17 protein-coding genes are annotated in these 17,803 nt (G+C 65.0%); 7 read left to right on the top strand and 10 right to left on the bottom strand.

Annotated elements, in window-relative coordinates; genetic code table 11:
* Positions 1-7 precede the first annotated feature (7 nt).
* On the top strand, positions 8-1,207 hold the full coding sequence (locus tag ACTIL2_RS07730; RefSeq protein ID WP_442336875.1) for a TetR family transcriptional regulator: 1,200 nt from the start codon (positions 8-10) through the stop codon (positions 1,205-1,207).
* A 43-nt stretch (positions 1,208-1,250) separates the two neighbouring features.
* On the opposite strand, the gene clpX is transcribed toward ACTIL2_RS07730, so the two are convergent.
* The gene (gene clpX / locus ACTIL2_RS07735; protein ID WP_442336876.1) at positions 1,251-2,534 is read right to left on the bottom strand and encodes an ATP-dependent Clp protease ATP-binding subunit ClpX; all 1,284 of its coding nucleotides are present in this window, start codon (positions 2,532-2,534) and stop codon (positions 1,251-1,253) included.
* Between the two features lie 168 nt (positions 2,535-2,702).
* Here clpX and ACTIL2_RS07740 point away from each other — a divergent pair, with 168 nt between their 5' ends.
* Both ACTIL2_RS07740 and purU read left to right on the top strand, forming a co-directional pair.
* The gene (locus ACTIL2_RS07740) at positions 2,703-3,575 is read left to right on the top strand and encodes an alpha/beta fold hydrolase (protein WP_442336877.1); all 873 of its coding nucleotides are present in this window, start codon (positions 2,703-2,705) and stop codon (positions 3,573-3,575) included.
* An 84-nt stretch (positions 3,576-3,659) separates the two neighbouring features.
* Positions 3,660-4,535 (top strand): formyltetrahydrofolate deformylase, encoded by an 876-nt coding sequence (gene purU / locus ACTIL2_RS07745; RefSeq protein WP_442336878.1) that lies wholly within the window; start codon positions 3,660-3,662, stop codon positions 4,533-4,535.
* A 256-nt stretch (positions 4,536-4,791) separates the two neighbouring features.
* On the opposite strand, the gene ACTIL2_RS07750 is transcribed toward purU, so the two are convergent.
* A complete protein-coding gene (locus ACTIL2_RS07750; protein WP_442336892.1) occupies positions 4,792-5,439 on the bottom strand; it encodes a 3-oxoacid CoA-transferase subunit B in 648 nt (215 codons plus the stop codon).
* A gap of 2 nt (positions 5,440-5,441) precedes the next feature.
* The gene (locus ACTIL2_RS07755) at positions 5,442-6,227 is read right to left on the bottom strand and encodes a CoA transferase subunit A (RefSeq protein WP_442336879.1); all 786 of its coding nucleotides are present in this window, start codon (positions 6,225-6,227) and stop codon (positions 5,442-5,444) included.
* Positions 6,228-6,300: 73 nt separating this feature from the next.
* Here ACTIL2_RS07755 and ACTIL2_RS07760 point away from each other — a divergent pair, with 73 nt between their 5' ends.
* The gene (locus tag ACTIL2_RS07760) at positions 6,301-7,101 is read left to right on the top strand and encodes an IclR family transcriptional regulator domain-containing protein (RefSeq protein ID WP_442336880.1); all 801 of its coding nucleotides are present in this window, start codon (positions 6,301-6,303) and stop codon (positions 7,099-7,101) included.
* Between the two features lie 15 nt (positions 7,102-7,116).
* Positions 7,117-8,388 (top strand): acetyl-CoA C-acetyltransferase, encoded by a 1,272-nt coding sequence (locus ACTIL2_RS07765; RefSeq protein ID WP_442336881.1) that lies wholly within the window; start codon positions 7,117-7,119, stop codon positions 8,386-8,388.
* 34 nt (positions 8,389-8,422) lie between these two features.
* On the opposite strand, the gene ACTIL2_RS07770 is transcribed toward ACTIL2_RS07765, so the two are convergent.
* The 7 genes from ACTIL2_RS07770 to ACTIL2_RS07800 all read right to left on the bottom strand — a co-directional run bounded on the left by ACTIL2_RS07770 (position 8,423) and on the right by ACTIL2_RS07800 (position 15,451).
* Positions 8,423-8,755 carry a Gfo/Idh/MocA family protein gene (locus tag ACTIL2_RS07770; RefSeq protein ID WP_442336882.1) on the bottom strand — a complete coding sequence of 111 codons (333 nt, stop codon included), beginning with the start codon at positions 8,753-8,755 and terminating at the stop codon, positions 8,423-8,425.
* A 94-nt stretch (positions 8,756-8,849) separates the two neighbouring features.
* Entirely contained in the window at positions 8,850-9,566 is a 717-nt protein-coding gene (locus ACTIL2_RS07775; protein ID WP_442336883.1) for an SDR family oxidoreductase, read from the bottom strand.
* The gene (locus ACTIL2_RS07780) at positions 9,563-10,660 is read right to left on the bottom strand and encodes a Gfo/Idh/MocA family protein (protein ID WP_442336884.1); all 1,098 of its coding nucleotides are present in this window, start codon (positions 10,658-10,660) and stop codon (positions 9,563-9,565) included. Before ACTIL2_RS07780 ends, ACTIL2_RS07775 begins: the two co-directional genes overlap by 4 nt.
* Before the next feature lie 31 nt (positions 10,661-10,691).
* Positions 10,692-11,714 carry an inositol 2-dehydrogenase gene (gene iolG, locus ACTIL2_RS07785; protein ID WP_442336885.1) on the bottom strand — a complete coding sequence of 341 codons (1,023 nt, stop codon included), beginning with the start codon at positions 11,712-11,714 and terminating at the stop codon, positions 10,692-10,694.
* A gap of 56 nt (positions 11,715-11,770) precedes the next feature.
* Complete coding sequence (locus tag ACTIL2_RS07790; RefSeq protein ID WP_442336886.1) at positions 11,771-12,628, bottom strand: sugar phosphate isomerase/epimerase family protein; 858 nt, start codon at positions 12,626-12,628, stop codon at positions 11,771-11,773.
* A gap of 52 nt (positions 12,629-12,680) precedes the next feature.
* Entirely contained in the window at positions 12,681-13,754 is a 1,074-nt protein-coding gene (locus tag ACTIL2_RS07795) for a Gfo/Idh/MocA family protein (protein ID WP_442336887.1), read from the bottom strand.
* 218 nt (positions 13,755-13,972) lie between these two features.
* Positions 13,973-15,451, bottom strand: a complete 1,479-nt coding sequence (locus tag ACTIL2_RS07800) for an IclR family transcriptional regulator (protein ID WP_442336888.1) — start codon at positions 15,449-15,451, stop codon at positions 13,973-13,975.
* 239 nt (positions 15,452-15,690) lie between these two features.
* Between ACTIL2_RS07800 and ACTIL2_RS07805 the strand changes: the two genes are divergently transcribed.
* Positions 15,691-16,776: a maleylacetate reductase gene (locus ACTIL2_RS07805; protein WP_442336889.1), complete on the top strand. Its 1,086-nt coding sequence runs from the start codon at positions 15,691-15,693 to the stop codon at positions 16,774-16,776.
* 40 nt (positions 16,777-16,816) lie between these two features.
* Positions 16,817-17,716, top strand: a complete 900-nt coding sequence (locus tag ACTIL2_RS07810) for a dioxygenase family protein (protein WP_442336890.1) — start codon at positions 16,817-16,819, stop codon at positions 17,714-17,716.
* Positions 17,717-17,803 lie beyond the last annotated feature (87 nt).

A 17,803-nucleotide genomic window follows, 5' to 3' on the forward strand; every position in this document is an offset into this window, starting at 1 on the left:
ACTGCCCATGACGACCGACCACCCGCACTCGCCCGACAACCTGCCCGGCACATTCCGCCGCTACGGATGTTCGCCCGAGGACTACAGGCTGGTTCTGGACACCGCCATTCCGGAGCTGGTCCGGTCCGGGCTGTCCGCGGACACGGGCGACATCGCCGTCGGCGCGGGGATCTCGCCCAGCCATCCGCTGCTGCGGGACACGCAGGTCCTCTACGACGAGGCACTGCGCTACGCGTTCCGGCTGATCTGGCCGCGTCCCGAGGACATGGACGTCGAGCAGCTCGTCCCGGCGGAGGCCGTGCGCACCCTGGTGCGCACCGCGTACCGGCGCCACCGCGCCCACCCGGACGCGGTGCGCCTGATCATCACCGAGAACATCGCCGGCCACGGGCACGTGGGGGGACGCAGCGACGTCCTGGAATCCTCGCCGGTGGTCCTGCAGATCGACCGGGTCCTGATGCGCGGGCAGGATTACGGGGCATTCCGCCCGGGCATCTCCGCGGAGGACGTGTACGTCCTGGTCACCTCTCTGTGCTGCTTCCCGGTGTCGCAGGGAACCACGTTCCACAACCACTACGGCACCGACCTGGACCACTCCTCGACCGTGGACGGCCTGGAGAAGCTGGTCTGCGATACCGTGCTGGCGTTCCTGACCACCTCGATGCCCACCAACCAGGGCAGCTCCTACACCCATGCCGTCCCGACGAAGACCACACCGTCGTCGGTGTCCGCCTCCCTGTACACCGCCGGCGACGGCGGCGGCGTCGAGGAGGTCGTGACCTTCCGCGCCGGGGAGGGACAGGACCCCGCAGAGCTGATGCGTCTCGCCGGGGTGACGCCGGAGGACGACGGGGATCCCGGTTCCGGGGACGTGGCGGAGAGTTCCCCCGCCGACACCGACAGCGGCGATGCGGCTGCCGGGGACGGTGGCGACGGTGGGCAGGACGCACCCGGGCTTTCGGGGCAGACGGAGCCCTCCGCCACGGACATCCCCACCGTCCGGGACGACCCCGCCAATGACGACGTCCCCGTCTACACCGACTCCGACGAGTTCACCGAGTTCGAGAGGTTGGTGGAGGATTCCGAATCCCCCGCCGGCTACTCCAGCTACCAGGGTTTCCAGGGCTACCCGGAGTACGACGATGACACCGACCCGGACGACGAGAACACCGCCGACGACCACATCGCCGCCCTCTACGACGACTGAGACGGCCGGGCGGCCCCGGGCCCTACCGGGGGCCTTGCCCAGGCTAGGCGCTGCGCTGCTCGCGCTCCGCGACTTCCTCGTGGGTCAGCAGTTCCGGCTCGGCCTCCCCGGCGACGCTGGCACCGGTGATGATGACCTCGCCGGTGTCCTTGTCGTCCGGGATCGAGAACATCACCGGCAGCAGGATGTTCTCCACGATGGAGCGCAGGCCACGGGCACCGGTCTCACGCGCCAGTGCCTTGCCCGCGATGCCGCGCAGTGCCTCATCCTCGAAGGTGAGCTGCACCCCGTCCATCTCGAACAACCGCTGGTACTGGCGGACCAGGGAGTTCTTCGGCTCGGTGAGGATCTGCACCAGGGCCTCCTCGTCGAGGTGGCCGACGTGGGTGATCACGGGCAGGCGTCCGATGAGCTCGGGGATCAGGCCGAACTTGACCATGTCCTCCGGTTCGACGAAACGGAACGGATCCGGGTCCTCGTCCGATTTGCCGCGGACCTCGGAGCCGAAGCCCACGCCCTTGCGTCCACGGCGCTCGGAGATGACCTTCTCCAGCCCGGCGAAGGCGCCGGAGACGATGAACAGGACGTTCTTCGTGTCGAACTGGATGAACTCCTGGTTCGGGTGCTTGCGTCCCCCCTGCGGCGGCACGGCGGCGACCGTACCCTCCAGGATCTTCAGCAGCGCCTGCTGCACACCCTCGCCGGAGACGTCGCGGGTGATCGACGGGTTCTCCGACTTGCGGGAGATCTTGTCGACCTCGTCGACGTAGATGATGCCCTGCTGCGCCTTCGCCACGTCGAAGTCGGCGGACTGCAACAACTTGAGCAGGATGTTCTCGACGTCCTCGCCGACGTAGCCCGCTTCGGTCAGGCTGGTGGCGTCCGCGATGGCGAAGGGCACATCCAGCATGCGCGCCAGGGACTGCGCCAGGTAGGTCTTGCCGGAACCCGTCGGCCCGAGCATCAGGATGTTCGACTTGGTCAGTTCGACCTCGTCATCCGTGCGACGCGCGGTGGCATTGTCGGACTCCGACCGGGTGCGCTTGTAGTGGTTGTAGACGGCGACGGCGAGGGTGCGTTTCGCGTCGTCCTGCCCGATCACGTACTCGTCGAGGAAGCGGGTGATCTCCGCGGGATGCGGCAGATCACTGGACTCCGACGTGGACGGGCCAGCGGCGAGCTCCTCGTCGATGATCTCGTTGCACAGCTCGATGCACTCGTCGCAGATGTAGACGCCCGGTCCGGCGATGAGCTTCCGGACCTGCTTCTGGCTCTTTCCGCAGAACGAACACTTGAGCAGTTCGGCGCTTTCCTGCATCGATGGCATCTTGGGCGTACTCTCCTGTGGAACTCGGTGACACTAGCGGCAACGCGTTCGGCCCATCATACCCCCGCGCGATGTGATGACGCAGTGCCGACACGGACCGGTCCGCACGGACCGTCACCGACCGGCTCAGGCGCTGTCCGTCACCACCGATCCCCGTAGAGTAGTGCCATGACACTCCTCCACACACGCATCACAGGACGGCGCGGTCTCGGCCACACGGTGGTTCTGCTGGGGGCCCTGGGCTCCAGCGTGGACATGTGGGCCGCCGTGCAGGACAGGCTCAGCGTCGCCGGACACGGCGAATCGGGACGCTCACCCGCACACGTCATCGCCATCGACCACCGGGGTCACGGCGCATCCACCGTGCCGGGCGGGCAGGACGGTCCGGTCGGCACCGACAGGACGCCGGCCACCGTCGCCGACCTCGCCGCTGACGTGACCGAGACCCTCGACAGGCTGGGGCTGGACGACTCGGGCCCGGAGCAGGTCGACCTGGTGGGACTGTCCATCGGCGGGGCGGTGGCGCAACATATCGCCGGCTCACCCGCGACCCGCGACCGCGTCCGCTCCCTGACACTGATGTGCACCGGCCCATCCTTCGGCTCCCCGGAGGACTGGACGGCGAAGGCGACCGGTGTCCGGGCGAACGGACGCACCACCCTGCAGGAACTCGCGGAGGGGACGGTCCAGCGGTGGCTGACACCCGGTTACCTGGCCGACCATCCGGCCACGGGTGCGGCGATTGTGGACATGATCGCCCGGACCGCCCCGGAGGGCTACGCACAGTGCTGCGAGGTGCTGTCCACCTTCGACGGCACCGGTTACCTTGCCGGGGTCACGGCACCCACGTTGACCGTCGCCGGAGCGACCGACCCCACCTGTCCCCCGGAGACACTGAAGGCCATGTCGGAGGCTGTTGCGTCCAACGGCGTCTCGGACGGCGTGGTCCGGCACGAGGTCGTGGACCCAGGCGCACATCTGCTGCCCGTGCAGCAGCCCGATGCGGTCGCCGATCTCCTGGCGGGGCACATCGGGCTGTAGAAGTACGGCGGGGCCGCCGGGGTACACTGCCACCGAAGCAGCTGTCACTGACACATACCCGACCGAACGACCAGGAAGAACCCTTTGCCCCCGTCCATCACATCCCTGACCGACCACGCCTGCCTGGTGGTCCACGGACCTGACCAGCCCGGTCTGGTCTCCGTCATCGCCGCGCTGATCACCCGGAACAAGGGCAACATCATCTCCCTTGACCAACACTCCTCCGATCCGGAGGACGGCGGGTTCTTCCAGCGCATCGTGTTCCACCGCCAGAACCTGGTCACCGTCATGGACGACATCAGGGCCGACCTCGCCGAGACCCTCGAACCCTACGACATGGCGTGGTCACTGTCCGACCGCTCACAACCCAAGCGGATGGCGGTGCTGGCGTCCAAGGACGACCACTGCCTCCTGGACCTGCTGTGGCGCCAGCGCCGTGGTGACCTGCCCGTCACCATCCCGATGGTGATCTCCAACCACACCGAGACCATCGAGGACGTCCGCTCGTTCGGGGTACCGTTCTTCCACGTCCCCTCGCAGGCCGGGCCGGACAAGGGAGAATCCGAGGCGGCGATCCTGCGCCTGCTGAAGGGCAACGTGGACTTCATCGTCCTGGCCCGCTACATGCAGATCATCTCCAGCGACTTCCTGGAGCAGATCGGCGTCCCCGTGATCAACATCCACCACTCCTTCCTGCCGGCGTTCATCGGCGCCGCCCCCTACCGCAAGGCGAAGGAGCGCGGGGTGAAACTCGTCGGGGCCACCGCCCACTACGTGACCGAGAACCTGGATGAAGGGCCCATCATCGAGCAGGACGTGGTGCGCGTGAGCCACAGGGACCACGTCCCCGACCTGCAGCGGCTGGGTGCAGAAGTCGAACGGTCCGTCCTGTCCCGGGCTGTGCTCTGGCACGCCCAGGACAAGGTGATCCAGACCGGGAACCACACGATCGTTTTCTAGGGGTCCGGCCGAAATAGTTCTACGCCCGTGCACGCTCGCGGCCCTGATGAGCGTCGAAGTGTGCACGGGCGTAGAACAATCCTGGACACAGGGCGCTCGTGGAAAGCAACAGTGTGGGGATCATGGCCGGGCCCCTCACTGACGAGAACTACTTCCCTGGCTAACATTCGCTGCCCCCGCATGAGCCAGATACGGCCAACGATCCCCTGTCGGGGCACATCGGATTGTGATGACCCGCCTCCCCAGGGCCGGTTTGTCACTGTGCGGAGGCGGCAACGTTGAACGGCGCCGCGGTGAGTTCACGCAACTCCGCCACGGTCACTCCGTCCGCACACTCCACCAATGTCAACCCCTCCTCCGCATCAACCTGGAACACCCCGTGCGACGACACGATCATGTCCACGCACTTCGCTCCGGTCAGCGGCAGTGAACACTGCTCGACAATCTTCGGCTCGCCCTTCTTGGTGACATGGTCGGTCATCACGATGACCTTCTGTGCTCCATGGACCAGATCCATCGCGCCTCCCATCCCCCGGACGAGTTTCCCGGGAACCATCCAGTTCGCCAGGTCGCCGAAACGCGAGATCTCCATGGCGCCGAGTACGGCAACGTCCACCGACCTGGACCGGATCATCCCGAATGACTCCAACGAGCTGAAGAACGACGCCCCGTCGTTGACGGTGATGGTCTCCTTCCCTGCGTTGATCAGTTCCGGATCGACCTCATCCTCGCTGGGGTAGGGGCCGACGCCGAGAACCCCGTTCTCCGAGTGCAGGACAACATCGACACCCTCGTCAAGATAGCCGGGAACCAACGTCGGCATTCCGATCCCGAGGTTGACGTATTGACCGTCCCTGAGTTCCCGGGCGACCCTGGCTGCCATTTGTTCACGGTTCCACGCCATAGTCATGCCTCCTGGTTTCCGGTGTGCTTGTTTCCACGGTTCCCTGACGGCCGAACCGTCCTGTTCTCGATTCCGGTTTCCTGCGGCCCGACCGGCACCACACGGTCGACGTAGATGCCCGGAAGATGAACCTCATCCGGGTCGAGATGATCAACCAGGTACTCGACCTGCGCCACCGCGAGGTCGGCGCACTTGGCCGCTTCCGGATTGAAGTTCTGGGCGGTCTCCCGGAACACCAGGTTGCCCTGCCTGTCGCCCTTGTGCGCGTGGACCAGTCCGATGTCCGCCCGGAGGGCGTGCTCGAGGATGAAATCCTCCTCACCGAACTGTCGCGTCTCCTTCGGCTCCGAGTACTCGGCCACGGAGCCGTCGGGGTTGTACCGAACCGGCAGGCCACCGGTGGCCAGCTCCGTGCCGACTCCGGCTTTCGTGTAGAACGCGGGAATCCCGGAACCCCCGGCACGCATCCGTTCTGCCAATGTGCCCTGTGGGGTGAACTCCACCGAGAGTTCACCACTGAGGTACTGACGGGCGTAAATGCGATTCGAGCCGATGTAGGAACCGATTGTCCTGGCGACCAGTCCATCCTCCAGCAACGTGCCGAGACCGAAGCCATCGGTTCCACAGTTGTTGGAAATGATCGTCAGGCCGCGGACGCCGCGGCGGCGGATGGCGGTGATCAGGATAGATGGGATTCCCACCAGTCCAAATCCACCGACGGCGACCGATGCCCCGTCCATGAGGTCCGACACCGCCTCGTCTGCAGTACTGAAAGTTTTGTCGAGCATAGGGAAGACTGTACACTGGCGTTCACTCAATGGACAATTGTTCACTATGCGAACCACAGACAGGAGTTGACCGGTGTCCCAGCCGCAGTCCGCCGCACATGAAAAGGACCACGAAACGGGACAGGTCCAGTCGTTCGCACGCGGACTCTCGGTCATCCGCAGTTTCGACCAGGACCATCCCCGCCTCACCCTCGCCCAGGTCGCTGAACGGACCGGACTGGCCCGCGCCACCGCCCGCCGCTTCCTGCACACCCTTGTCTCTCTCGACTACGCAAACAGTGACGGCTCCGAGTTCTGGCTGACGTCACAGGTCCTCGAACTGGGCCACAGCTACCTGTCGTCGCTGACACTCCCCGACATCGCCCAGCCCCGCCTCGAGGATCTGTCGAACCGGGTCGGCGAGTCGAGCTCGATGTCGGTCCTCGACGGCGGCGACATCGTCTACGTCAGCCGGGTACCGGTCCGCCGGATCATGGCGGTGACAATCACGATCGGCACACGATTCCCCGCGTACGCCACCTCCATGGGGCGCGTCCTGCTCGCCGACCTGGACGCCGCGGCGTTGGACAACTACCTCACGTCGGTGAATCTCAATGATGTAACTCCGCGGACCTGCACCTCGGTAACGGAACTGCGCCGCGAACTCGAGGTCGTCGGTGAAAAGGGTTGGGCCCTGGTGGACCAGGAACTCGAGGTGGGACTGCGATCGGTCGCCGTCCCCGTCCACGGACCGGACGGTCACGTGGTCTCCGCGGTGAACGTGTCCACCCGCACCGAGGCCCACGACCTCAACGACCTGCACAACAACATCCTGCCCGAGCTACTCGCCACCGCACGCTCCATCAGTGGCGATCTCGCAGCACACCACGCCTGACAGCAAAGGAAAACAATGTCCCAGAATTCACCCGCCATCCCCGCTGACCCGGCAGACGTCGTCCTGTGCTCCCCGCTGCGGACACCCGTCGGTGCGTACGGCGGCGCATTCACCGACGTCCCCGTCCAGCAGCTGGCGACGACTGTGGTCTCGGAGATCGTCGAACGAACCGGGCTCACTGCGGCACACATCGACGACGTGATTCTCGGCCAGGCATCCCCCGACGGTGCCGCACCCGCTCTCGGCAGGGTCGTCGCCCTTGACGCTGGCCTCGGAGACTCCGTTCCCGGCATGCAGCTCGACCGCCGCTGCGGCTCAGGGCTGCAGGCCATCGTCACCGCGGCCGCCCACGTGGCCACCGGTGCAGCTGACCTCATCATCGCTGGCGGCGCAGAGTCAATGAGCCGTACCGGCTACTCGGTCGACGGATCGATCCGCTGGGGAGTCAAAGGCGGCGATCTCGTCCTCCACGACCGCCTGGCCGAAGGACGCAGTTCCGCGGGGGGACGCCTCCATCCGATCCCCGGAGGGATGATCGAGACCGCAGAGAATCTACGGCGTGAGTACGGTGTCACCCGCGAGGCACAGGACGCGTTGGCCGTCCAGTCCCATGCGCGCGCTGTCGCCGCCATCGAGAACGGAACCTTCGATGAGGAGATCGTCCCGGTGACCGTCCCAGGCCGACGCCGCCGTGATCCGGACACCATCGTCGACCGCGATGAACACCCTCGGCCCGGAACAACGAACGAGAAGCTCGCGAGTCTCCGCCCGGTCATGGGCCGTCAGGACGAGGACGCCACCGTCACCGCCGGGAACGCCTCAGGGCAGAATGATGGGGCCGCGGCGATGATCGTCACCACCCGCGCGAAGGCCTTGGAACTCGGATTGGAACCGCTTGCCCGGGTGGCCGGATGGGCCGTCGCCGGCGTGCCGCCGGAAACCATGGGAATCGGGCCGGTCCCCGCCACCGCCAGAGTGATGGACCGCCTTGGAATTACCCTGGACGACCTCGACGTCATTGAACTCAACGAGGCATTCGCCGCCCAGGCCCTGTCGGTTCTGGACGAGTGGGGCCTGCAGCCCGATGACCCCCGGCTCAACCCGCATGGCTCCGGGATCTCACTGGGCCATCCGGTCGGCGCGACCGGCGCCAGGATGCTGGTGACACTGTGCCACGAGCTGCGACGCCGAGCCAGTGGTGACGGTGATCCCCATCGCCTGCGCGGCCTGGCCACCATGTGCATCGGAGGCGGACAGGGACTCGCCGCCGTAGTCGAAAGCGAGTAGCTGGTCGCGCAGCCACTGAGACAGCAGCCGGAATTCAGTTCCCGTCGAATGCCTTCTCCAGGATACCCAGTACCTCCACCGCCGATGCGGGTTCGACGGGGACGGGGCGGTTTCCCGCAGCGCAGTAGCCAGCTTGTGTACCCAGCGGCAGTTCCTGTGACGTGGAACCGCGGAGCCGGGGCGGGGCCAGGTCTACCGAGCTCATCCAGAGATGGGACCGGACACCGTTCTCGTGCAGTAGAGCAAGGAAAGCGTCGTCGTCGGAACTGGTGGAGGACAGCCGGTGGTCGACCTCCGCGTACACCCTGGACACGGGGCCGAACAACTGTACCGCCTGGTAAACCAAATGGGTCCCGAGGTCGTACACAATGCCGCCTCCCTGATCGCGCCCGTCATGGTGAAGTCAGGGTCGGCGCCCAGGATTGCCATCCTGATCGGCGCACGCCCTTCACACGAGTGGGTCATGCGTGACGTGCCCCGCCCTCGATGTGGATGGTTTCACCGCTGACGAATCCTGCCCCCATCAGCCATACCGCACCCTCGGCGATGTCGCTGTTCGTCCCCGAACGCCCAACGAACGTCGCCTCGGCCGCACCCTGCAGGAAATCATGTTTCGCCTCGTCACCCATGGAGTCCCAGCTCCCGGAATCAATGACACCCGGGGATATGGCATTGACGCGGACAGGTGAGAGTTCCTTGGCCAGATGGGTGACAGCGAAGCTCACCGCGCCGTTGGTGATGGCCATGATGGAGTACCCGGTGTCCGGACTCCAGGCGGCGAAACCGGAGAACAGGATGATCGATCCTGTCGGCGGGAGAACTCCTGCCGCGTGCTTGGCGAGCATCAGCGGGCCGATGATCTTCGCCTCGAACGCCGCCTGCGTACTGGTGTGGTCGAGTTCCTGGACGGAGACATTGTGATGCGCCGAGGTGGTGACCACAATGTGGTCCACCGGCGCCGCCTGCGTCAGTGCCTCCTTGATGCTGGCTTCGTCTGTGATGTCGATGTACACGGACTCGGCGGCATTCAGGCTCTCTGCCGCCCCGGCAGCCTTGGCTGAATCCCGGGCGCCGATGATCGCCGTAGCACCGGCGTCTTCCGCCGCCCTGGCGACGGCGAGCCCGATGTCACGCGCACCGCCGACCACCAGGACGCGTTGTCCCTTCAACGACGTCATTGGGCCTCCGCCACCTTCGGCTGCAGTTCCACGACCTCGAGAGGAGCTACCTCTCCATCGATGATCGCCCTCAGCGGGGGCACCTGGACCCGCTCACCGGTCACCAGGGAAAGCTGGGCGGCATCCGACACCACGGCGGCAGCAACCGCGTCGAACGGCGTGCAGGGGTTCTCCCGCTCCCCCAGAACCAGTTCCACGAACGCCACGAACTCCGCGGTGTACGCATCCAGGAACCGCTCGGCGAACGTCGGGTGCGGCTCTCCGGAGGGGAAATCCACACCCTGCTCAGCTGAGGAGAGCGCCGACTTCTGGTCCAGGCCAACGATCGCCGACGCTGCGGACCCCATGACGTCGAGCCGGATGTCATGCCCCGCACCGTTGTACCGGGTCCCGTGCACAGTGGCCAGGGTGCCGTCCGCGAGTGTCAGGACGGCCACCGACGTGTCGACATCGCCGACATTGCCGATCTCCGGGTCCCCGTTGTTGCTTCCACGGGCGTACACCTCCACCACGTCCTGGCCGGTCAGCCAGCGGATGATGTCGAAGTCATGGACCGAGACATCCCGGAAGAGCCCACCTGAGGTCGCGCAGTAGGACACCGGCGGCGGAAATGCATCACCGGAAATGGCCGTCAGCCCGTGAATCCAACCGAGTTCACCGCTCTGCAGGCGGCGCTTCGCCTCGTTGTAGCCTGCATCGAACCGGCGCTGGTGACCGATCTGGACCGTGCCGTTCGCTTCCTCGATCTCCCGGAGGATCGGGAGCGCGTCGGGGACACTGGACGAGACCGGCTTCTCGCAGAACATCGGCAGCCCGGCCGCGAGCCCCTTACGGATCAGGTCGGGATGTGTCGCTGTACTCGTGGCGATCATCAGGCCATCGATCCCGCCGGCGATCATGGCATCGACGGAATCCGCGGCACGCACCCCCAGTTCACCGGCGACGGCGTGTGCCGCGTCAGCGACGGCGTCCGACAGGACGATGTCGAGCTCAATTCCCCGGTCAGCGACTGTGTCCCTGACAGCGAGAAGATTGGTGGCGTGCATCTTTCCGATGCGTCCTACCCCGACCAGGCCCAGAGTGAGTTTCTTCATGGTGTGTGCCTCCTTGTGTGTGGTGGATTGTTCAGGACACCATGTCGGCGTCCACTGCGACGGCCCTGCCCGTAGCCACGGACTCGACGGCGGCATTGGCCAGAACGAGTGCCATGACCCCGTCATCGAAACCCGGAGAACACGGACGTCCCGTGCGGATGGACGTCGCGAACTCCTCGAGCTCAGCGGCGTAGGCCTCCATGTACCGTTCGAGGAAGAAGTTCATGTAGGGGTCGGACTGTTCCGTTTCGGTGCTGGTGTACTTCTTCACCGTGGTGGGTGTGAGGTTCGTGGCGGCCAGCATCGCCTCGGAGCCGAACGCCTCGAGACGCTGGTCGTATCCGTAGGTGCAATGCCGTGAATTCGTGATCGTGATGATCTCGCCGCGCCTTCCCTTTAGCGTCACGACTGCCGAGTCGTGGTCCTCGAGTTCGGCGATGTCGTCGCTGAAGACATTGGAGGCGGTCGCGGTAACCTCCACGATCTCGGGGACGAAGAAGCGTGCCATGTCCAGGTCATGGATCGTCATGTCACGGAAGATCCCGCCCGAGGTCTCGATGTATCCCCTGGGGGCGGGAGCCGGGTCCCTGCTGATGATCGACAGCTGCTCCAGCTGCCCCACTTCCCCGTCGGTCACCCGCTTGTTGACTGCCGCGAAGGAGGGGTCGAAGCGTCGGTTGAAACCGAGCATGACCGATGCATCCCGACCCGCTATCGCCTTCCTGCACTCGAGCACGGTGTCGATGTCCAGGTCGATCGGCTTCTCGCACAGGACGGCCAGACCGCGGTCAACGCCCTTCCTGATCAGATCGACATGTGTATTGGTGGGTGAGCCGATGATGATGCCGTCGATGTCATCGCGTGCGAAGACCTCATCGGGATCGGTGACGACGTCAGCACCGGTTCCCTCCGCAAGCCGCCGTGCCCCCTCGGGAAAGGGGTCGGCGATGACCGCGAGTTCCAGCCCGGGATTCGCGGCGATGTTGGTTGCATGGACCTGGCCGATCCTGCCGGATCCGAAGAGGGCGAGGCGCAGGGGACGTTCTTGGGACATGGGACAGTGTCCTTTCAGCGAAACGAAGGGGTTGAGGGAAGACAGAGCAGATGGTGTTACTTAGGGAAGCAGTTCAGGGCAGTGTCGCGGGCCTTCTCCAGGCCTTCGCGAACGGGGAGCTGACGGTGGGCCTCGGAGATGACCTCCACGCCCCACGGCCCGTCCCATCCGGCCTTGAGGGCACCCTCGACGAACGTGCGGGTATCGAACTCCGCCTCACCCGGGTAGGCCCGGTTGTTGATTCCGTCGAGGAAGTAACCGCCCTTGGTCTCGAAGAAACCATCGTCGATCTCGACGGCGGCAACCCGTTCCATCGGCACCATCCGCCACACTTCGTCGTTGGGGATGCCGTTCTTGGCCGTGTGGAAGATATCGACGAGCAGGCCGGCCGACGGGCTGTCTGCACGGCTCACCACCTCGATCGCGTTCTGCGTGTTCTCGAGGTAGGAGAAGGGGGTGGCCTCCAGCGCGAGACGGAGCCCCTCCCCCTCAGCTTCGACAGCGAGGTCGGAGTACGCCCTGGCCATGGTGTCGAGCGGAATCGATCCTTCCCTGAAACCCGCACCGACCTTGATGTGCCGCGCATCAAGCGCCTTGGCTGCCTCGAAGAGGACCTCCTTCTTCGCTTCCGCCTCGACCCTTTCCTGGCCGGTCGTCCACCAGCCCTCGAGGAACTCGACTTCAACCGTGTCGATGCCGGCGTCACGGATCAGCCTGGACAGCGCCGGGTAGCCAATGGTGTCCCTGGCTGCAACAAGATCGGCGTGCAGCAGGCCGATGCCGCTCCAGCCGGTGTCGGCGATCAGCGAGATACGGTCCTCGATCGGGACGGGGCTGCGCTCGTCACCCCGGGCGGGGGCTGCATCGCCCGCGCTGATCCAGCAGGTCGCGAGAAGCTGGGGGTCTGTTGTCACGTTGTAACTCCTTGTGTCACTAGGTTCTCCTGCCCCTTCAGGGGCGAGTTGGTCAGATGTCGATTCCGGCGCCGCGGTCCTTCTCGGAGCGGTAGCATGCGTCCACGATTCTGGCGACCGTCAGCGCGTCCGACACCGGGGCGACGTTCGGCGCACCGTTCCGCATGCTCTCGACCCATCCCCGCATCTCGGCATGGAAGTTACTGATGTTCTCGAGTTCGGGGAGTTCGGAGAACTTGTTGACCTCGGTACGCGCGAAGGGCTTCGTGAAGTGACTCTGGGTCCACCTGGTCCAGCCTGCGGAGTATCCGTGACGGTCTTCATCCACGTAAACGTCGAGGCGCTGCGGAAGAATCCCGGCCTCAATCATCCCGTGCGTTCCGTAGACCCAGATCCTTGAACTCTCGAACCACTCGAGGTTGTCGTGGCCATCGAAGCTGAAGGTCGCGGACACGTTGGGGTAGTTCAGCAGGACCGCGGCTGAATCCTCCCGGCTCTTGTCATCCGACAGTGCCGGATGCTTGTGGACCCGTGCGTTGACGGATTCCGGCGCACCGAACACGGAGACGAGGGAATCGAGCATGTGGCAACCGAGGATCCACAGGACTCCCCCCATGTCTGCAGGCTGGTTCAGGTGTTCGGTGACATGCTCACCAACCAGGGCCGCACCCCGGGCAGACACATTGACGACCTCGCCGATCACGCCGGACTCAACGAGCTCCTTGGTGCGGGTGACTGATTCCGCGAGACGGACGTTGTACCCGACCTGGACGATCTGCGCAGGATCGGTCTCCGCCTCAGCCTTCGCCAGCTGCTCCAGGTCCTCCACGGTCCCACCGCCGGGCTTCTCGACGACGACGGATTTTCCCGCCTGAAGCGCCTTCAGGGCATGCGGGACCATGTCCTTGCTCTTCGAGTGGACCATGACCGCGTTAATCCGGTCATCGTTCAGGATCTCATCGATGGTGCGGGGTTCGACGTCGTACTTCTCGGTGAAGTACGAGAGCCGGGGGTCGGTGTCCGCCGCGGCGACCACCTCGACTCCCTCGATCTCACGAAGGGCCCGCACACGTGCGGAGGCGTGGGGATGGGTGATCCCCAGGAGTCCAACAACAATCGGTTCCACGCTTCTGGCTCCTGTTCTGCGGGCGAGGACCCGCGTTGAAAAAGTGACGGCTGCCATCCGGTGACAGTGAAGAAGTTCGGGTGTCCTGCTGCAGATTTTTACCTACCGGACAGTATGTCCAATAATGACATGGAACACTTTCATGGTCAAATTATGATCCCCGACACGACAAAGTTACCCGGGGTGACCTGAATATGACCTGCGCACCCGAGTCCCGGTCAGGGGGCAACGAGTGCCCCCAGGGCCCCCGACAACCGACGTCCCCCCTCCCTCACCAGACTGACGACCGAACCTTCATCGTTGTCCGAATCGCCATGACCCCCTTCCGCCATGATCCCCTCCCGCAGGCCACTGACAGACAGGGACGCAACAACATCCCCTCGATGGTCGAAGACAGGGACCCCGACTGCCGCGATACCGGAGGTGACATCGTTATCACTGAGTACGTACCCTTTGGCACAGGCATCCTCCAGGCTGGAGAACAGTTCGGCGCGCGAGCCGACGCCCTGCCAGGACTCGCCACTGCCGTCAATGCCGGCTGCGTAATCCTCCCAGCCCCGTTTTCCACCGAATGCCAGCAGCGCCCGGGGCGCGGCACCCATGTGGAGGGGAAGGGATTTACCCAGTTGGAGCACCCGGCTGTTGACCCGTATGCCGTCGAGTCGTTCAATGCACACTGCACGGCCGCCGTGCCGGATACACAGGAAGGTCGTTTCCCCGGTTGCTGCATGGATATCGGACATGATGGGGGCGGCGACCCTCCGGATATCCAGCCTGCGCAGGAGCTTCTCTGCCAGGGAGAGCATCGTGAGACCGACCCGGAATCCACCCCGGGCACCCGCGTGCTCGACCCAGCCAACCTCGATCAGTGTTCCGAGCATCCGGTACACCGAGCTCACCGGTTCCCCGAGGTCGGAAGACAACTGTGCCGACGTCGCGGTGCCACGGGACGCCAACCGCTGCATGAGTGCACTCGCCTTCGCAACCACCGAGGAACTCCGTTCGACCACGGGACTGCCACCGTCCCGGGATCCATGCTCCCTGGCAGGGAGATCACCCGGAACGATCCTGGAGATCTCCCTTGCCGCGGACTCCAGCACCTCCTGTGATGTCTCCCGACGCGCCGCGACATTTCCGCTGAGCCCCGCGACCGCGACCGTTCCGACGACATCCCCGTCCCCGGTGACGACCGGAACCGCCATGGTGGCCACGCCCACGCCGAGACGCCCGTCATCATAGGAGTACCCGTCACCGCTCATATGGCCGTTCTCCAGCAGGACATCGGAGGCGGCGCCGCCGGACGACGGAAGGGGCTTGCCCGGAACGAGGTAGAGAAGGTCCACATCCGTTCCATCTACCTGGTCGAGACAGATGACCTGGTCACCACGGAGCACACCGAAGAACGCCCCCATACCGAGTTGCTCACCCACCCTCTGCAGTACCGCGCGAAGTGCCTGCCGGTCGACCACCGCGGAGATGGCCGCATCGCCCAGGCGGAGGAGGACAGGGCCAAGCTCCAACTGCCCGTCACTGGCGGACCGGACGTACCCGGCGTCCGAGAGAGCAGCGGTCAACCGGTACACCGACGGACGGGGCTCACCTATCTCCTTCGCAATCTCCGCGGGGGTACCCGCCCCCGCCCGAGCCAGATAGTCGATCAGCAGGGTGGCTTTGTTGAGCAGCTGAATCGTGCCCATCGACTGCCTCACCTTCTTTCCTCGTCATCTCAGTACTGCACAGTGCAACTCTGCCTTCCCCAGTCGGGAAGATCAGCCTGTTGTGCCTCTATGTGAGCCCCATCCGCCTGGAAGCGGCTTGTAATGCAGAACACATTGCGGTACAAACACATAGTACCTTGTGGACACAGTGTCCGATGAATGGGAACACTGCCAACAAGGAATCTCCACCCCCGGCGTACAACGAAGGAGCCAACCACATGCCACGCAACTTCCTCTACGAAGCACTACCCATGAGGGTTCGGTTCGGAACGGACGCCCTCAGCGCGCTCCCCGAGGAACTCGAACAGATCGGGCTCCGGAAGGTGGTCGTCCTGTGCTCCCCTGAGCAGGAGCACACCGGACAGAAGGTCGCCGACGCCCTGGGCGACAAATGCGTGGGCGTCCTGGCTTCCGCCGTCATGCACGTGCCCAGCGAGGTCGCACAGGAGGCCAGCGACAATGCGGAGAAACTCGGTGCCGACGGCTGCGTCACCGTCGGTGGCGGTTCGGCGATCGGGCTCGGCAAGGCCATCGCCCTCAAGCACGGGCTCCCCATCGTGGCAATCCCCACAACGTACGCCGGCTCCGAGATGACCCCGGTATGGGGTTTGACCACCGACGGCCGCAAGGAGACTGGTCGCGACCCGGTCGTTCTTCCACGAAGCGTGGTCTACGACCCGCAATTCTCGACGACCCTCCCGGTGACGATGTCCGTGACCAGCGGGATAAACGCGATCTCCCACGCAGTCGAGGCGCTCTACGCCCCCGATGCCTCGCCCATCATCTCCCTGATGGCCGAGGAAGGGGTTCGCGCGCTGACCTCCGCGCTCCCTTCCATCGTCGATTCCCCCGGAGACACCGACGCCCGGAGTGAAGCCCTGTACGGCTCCTGGCTGTGCGGGGCCTGCCTCGGTGCAACCACCATGTCACTGCACCACAAACTCTGTCATGCGCTGGGAGGAAGCCTCAATCTCCCCCACGCACCGACTCACACCGTGATCCTCCCCCACGCCCTCGCCTTCAACCAACCGGCCGTACCGGACACGGTCAGCGCGCTCGGCCGGGCCCTCGGTGGAGCCGACGACCCTGCCCGCGCCCTGTGGGACCTCGCCGGCGACCTCGGCGCCCCGAGGTCACTGTCCGAGCTGGGAATGGAGCAGAAGGACGTGGACCGCATTGCCGAGGAGGTCACCAGCAGGCCCTACGGCAATCCACGCAACGTGACGTACGAGGACGTCCGGGGACTGCTCATCCGCGCATGGGCTGGAGAGACCCCTTCCGAGAACCCGGTACCGAGCAACTGACAGACAGACGAGACCACCTGTGAGCACCAAGGAGAACACGATGGATCAGAAGGAAATGACCGTCACCGAAGCACAGAAGGCCGTCGAGGACAAGCTCACCAGCAATGTCCTCCGTTCCTTCGACGAATGCGAGAACCCCCGCCTCCGTGAGGTCATGCAGTCACTGGTGTCCCACCTCCACGCCTTCCAGAGGGACGTACGTCTCACCGAGGAGGAATGGGGTGCCGCCATAGAGTTCCTCACCGCAGTCGGACACATAACGGATGACCGCCGCCAGGAGTTCATCCTCCTCTCCGATGTCCTGGGCGCATCCATGCAGACCATCAACATCGACAACGAGGCCTACGAGAACGCCTCGGAGGCCACCGTGTTCGGCCCGTTCTTCGTCGAGGACTCCCCCGAGATCCCCAATGGTGGCGACATCGCGGGGCCGGCCGTCGGCCAGCCATGCTGGGTCGAGGGGTCGGTCAGGGACACCAACGGAAATCCCGTCCCCCACGCCAGGATCGAGGTGTGGGAAGCGGACGAGGACGGCTTCTATGACGTCCAGTACACAGATGAGCGCATCAGTGGCCGTGCCCACCTCTACAGCGACGAGAACGGGGACTACCGGTTCTGGGGTCTCACCCCAACCCCGTACCCGATCCCCCATGACGGCCCTGTCGGCAAGCTGCTCGAGGCCACCGGCAGGTCTCCGATGCGGGCGGCGCACCTGCACTTCATGGTTACGGCGCCGCACCTCCGACGCCTGGTGACGCACATTTTCGTCGAAGGCGACGACCTCCTGAAGTGCGACACCGTGTTCGGGGTCAAGAAGTCCCTCATCAAGAACTTCGAGGAACAGTCCACAGACACCCCCACCCCGGACGGACGTGACATCGGGGACCAGACCTGGTCCCGTGCACGGTTCGACATCGTGCTGGCCCCGGAGGACTCCTAGGCCTGACCCGTAACCCGGTGCACCCCCACTGTGGGGGTGTGTCGTGTTGTTGTTTCTTTCACAAATTGTCATCTTTTCAGATTCTAA

Origin of the sequence: Corynebacterium sp., assembly GCF_052107835.1 — a bacterium.
Taxonomy (GTDB): Bacteria; Actinomycetota; Actinomycetes; order Mycobacteriales; family Mycobacteriaceae; genus Corynebacterium.

Bases quoted from the DNA above. Each gene is read 5' to 3' on its own strand.
- ACTIL2_RS07730 (WP_442336875.1), top strand. From the start codon at position 8: ATGACGACCGACCACCCGCACTCGCCCGACAACCTGCCCGGCACATTC.
- clpX (WP_442336876.1), bottom strand. From the start codon at position 2,534: ATGCCATCGATGCAGGAAAGCGCCGAACTGCTCAAGTGTTCGTTCTGC.
- ACTIL2_RS07740 (WP_442336877.1), top strand. From the start codon at position 2,703: ATGACACTCCTCCACACACGCATCACAGGACGGCGCGGTCTCGGCCAC.
- ACTIL2_RS07750 (WP_442336892.1), bottom strand. From the start codon at position 5,439: ATGGCGTGGAACCGTGAACAAATGGCAGCCAGGGTCGCCCGGGAACTC.
- ACTIL2_RS07755 (WP_442336879.1), bottom strand. From the start codon at position 6,227: ATGCTCGACAAAACTTTCAGTACTGCAGACGAGGCGGTGTCGGACCTC.
- ACTIL2_RS07765 (WP_442336881.1), top strand. From the start codon at position 7,117: ATGTCCCAGAATTCACCCGCCATCCCCGCTGACCCGGCAGACGTCGTC.
- ACTIL2_RS07775 (WP_442336883.1), bottom strand. From the start codon at position 9,566: ATGACGTCGTTGAAGGGACAACGCGTCCTGGTGGTCGGCGGTGCGCGT.
- ACTIL2_RS07780 (WP_442336884.1), bottom strand. From the start codon at position 10,660: ATGAAGAAACTCACTCTGGGCCTGGTCGGGGTAGGACGCATCGGAAAG.
- iolG (WP_442336885.1), bottom strand. From the start codon at position 11,714: ATGTCCCAAGAACGTCCCCTGCGCCTCGCCCTCTTCGGATCCGGCAGG.
- ACTIL2_RS07800 (WP_442336888.1), bottom strand. From the start codon at position 15,451: ATGGGCACGATTCAGCTGCTCAACAAAGCCACCCTGCTGATCGACTAT.
- ACTIL2_RS07805 (WP_442336889.1), top strand. From the start codon at position 15,691: ATGCCACGCAACTTCCTCTACGAAGCACTACCCATGAGGGTTCGGTTC.
- ACTIL2_RS07810 (WP_442336890.1), top strand. From the start codon at position 16,817: ATGGATCAGAAGGAAATGACCGTCACCGAAGCACAGAAGGCCGTCGAG.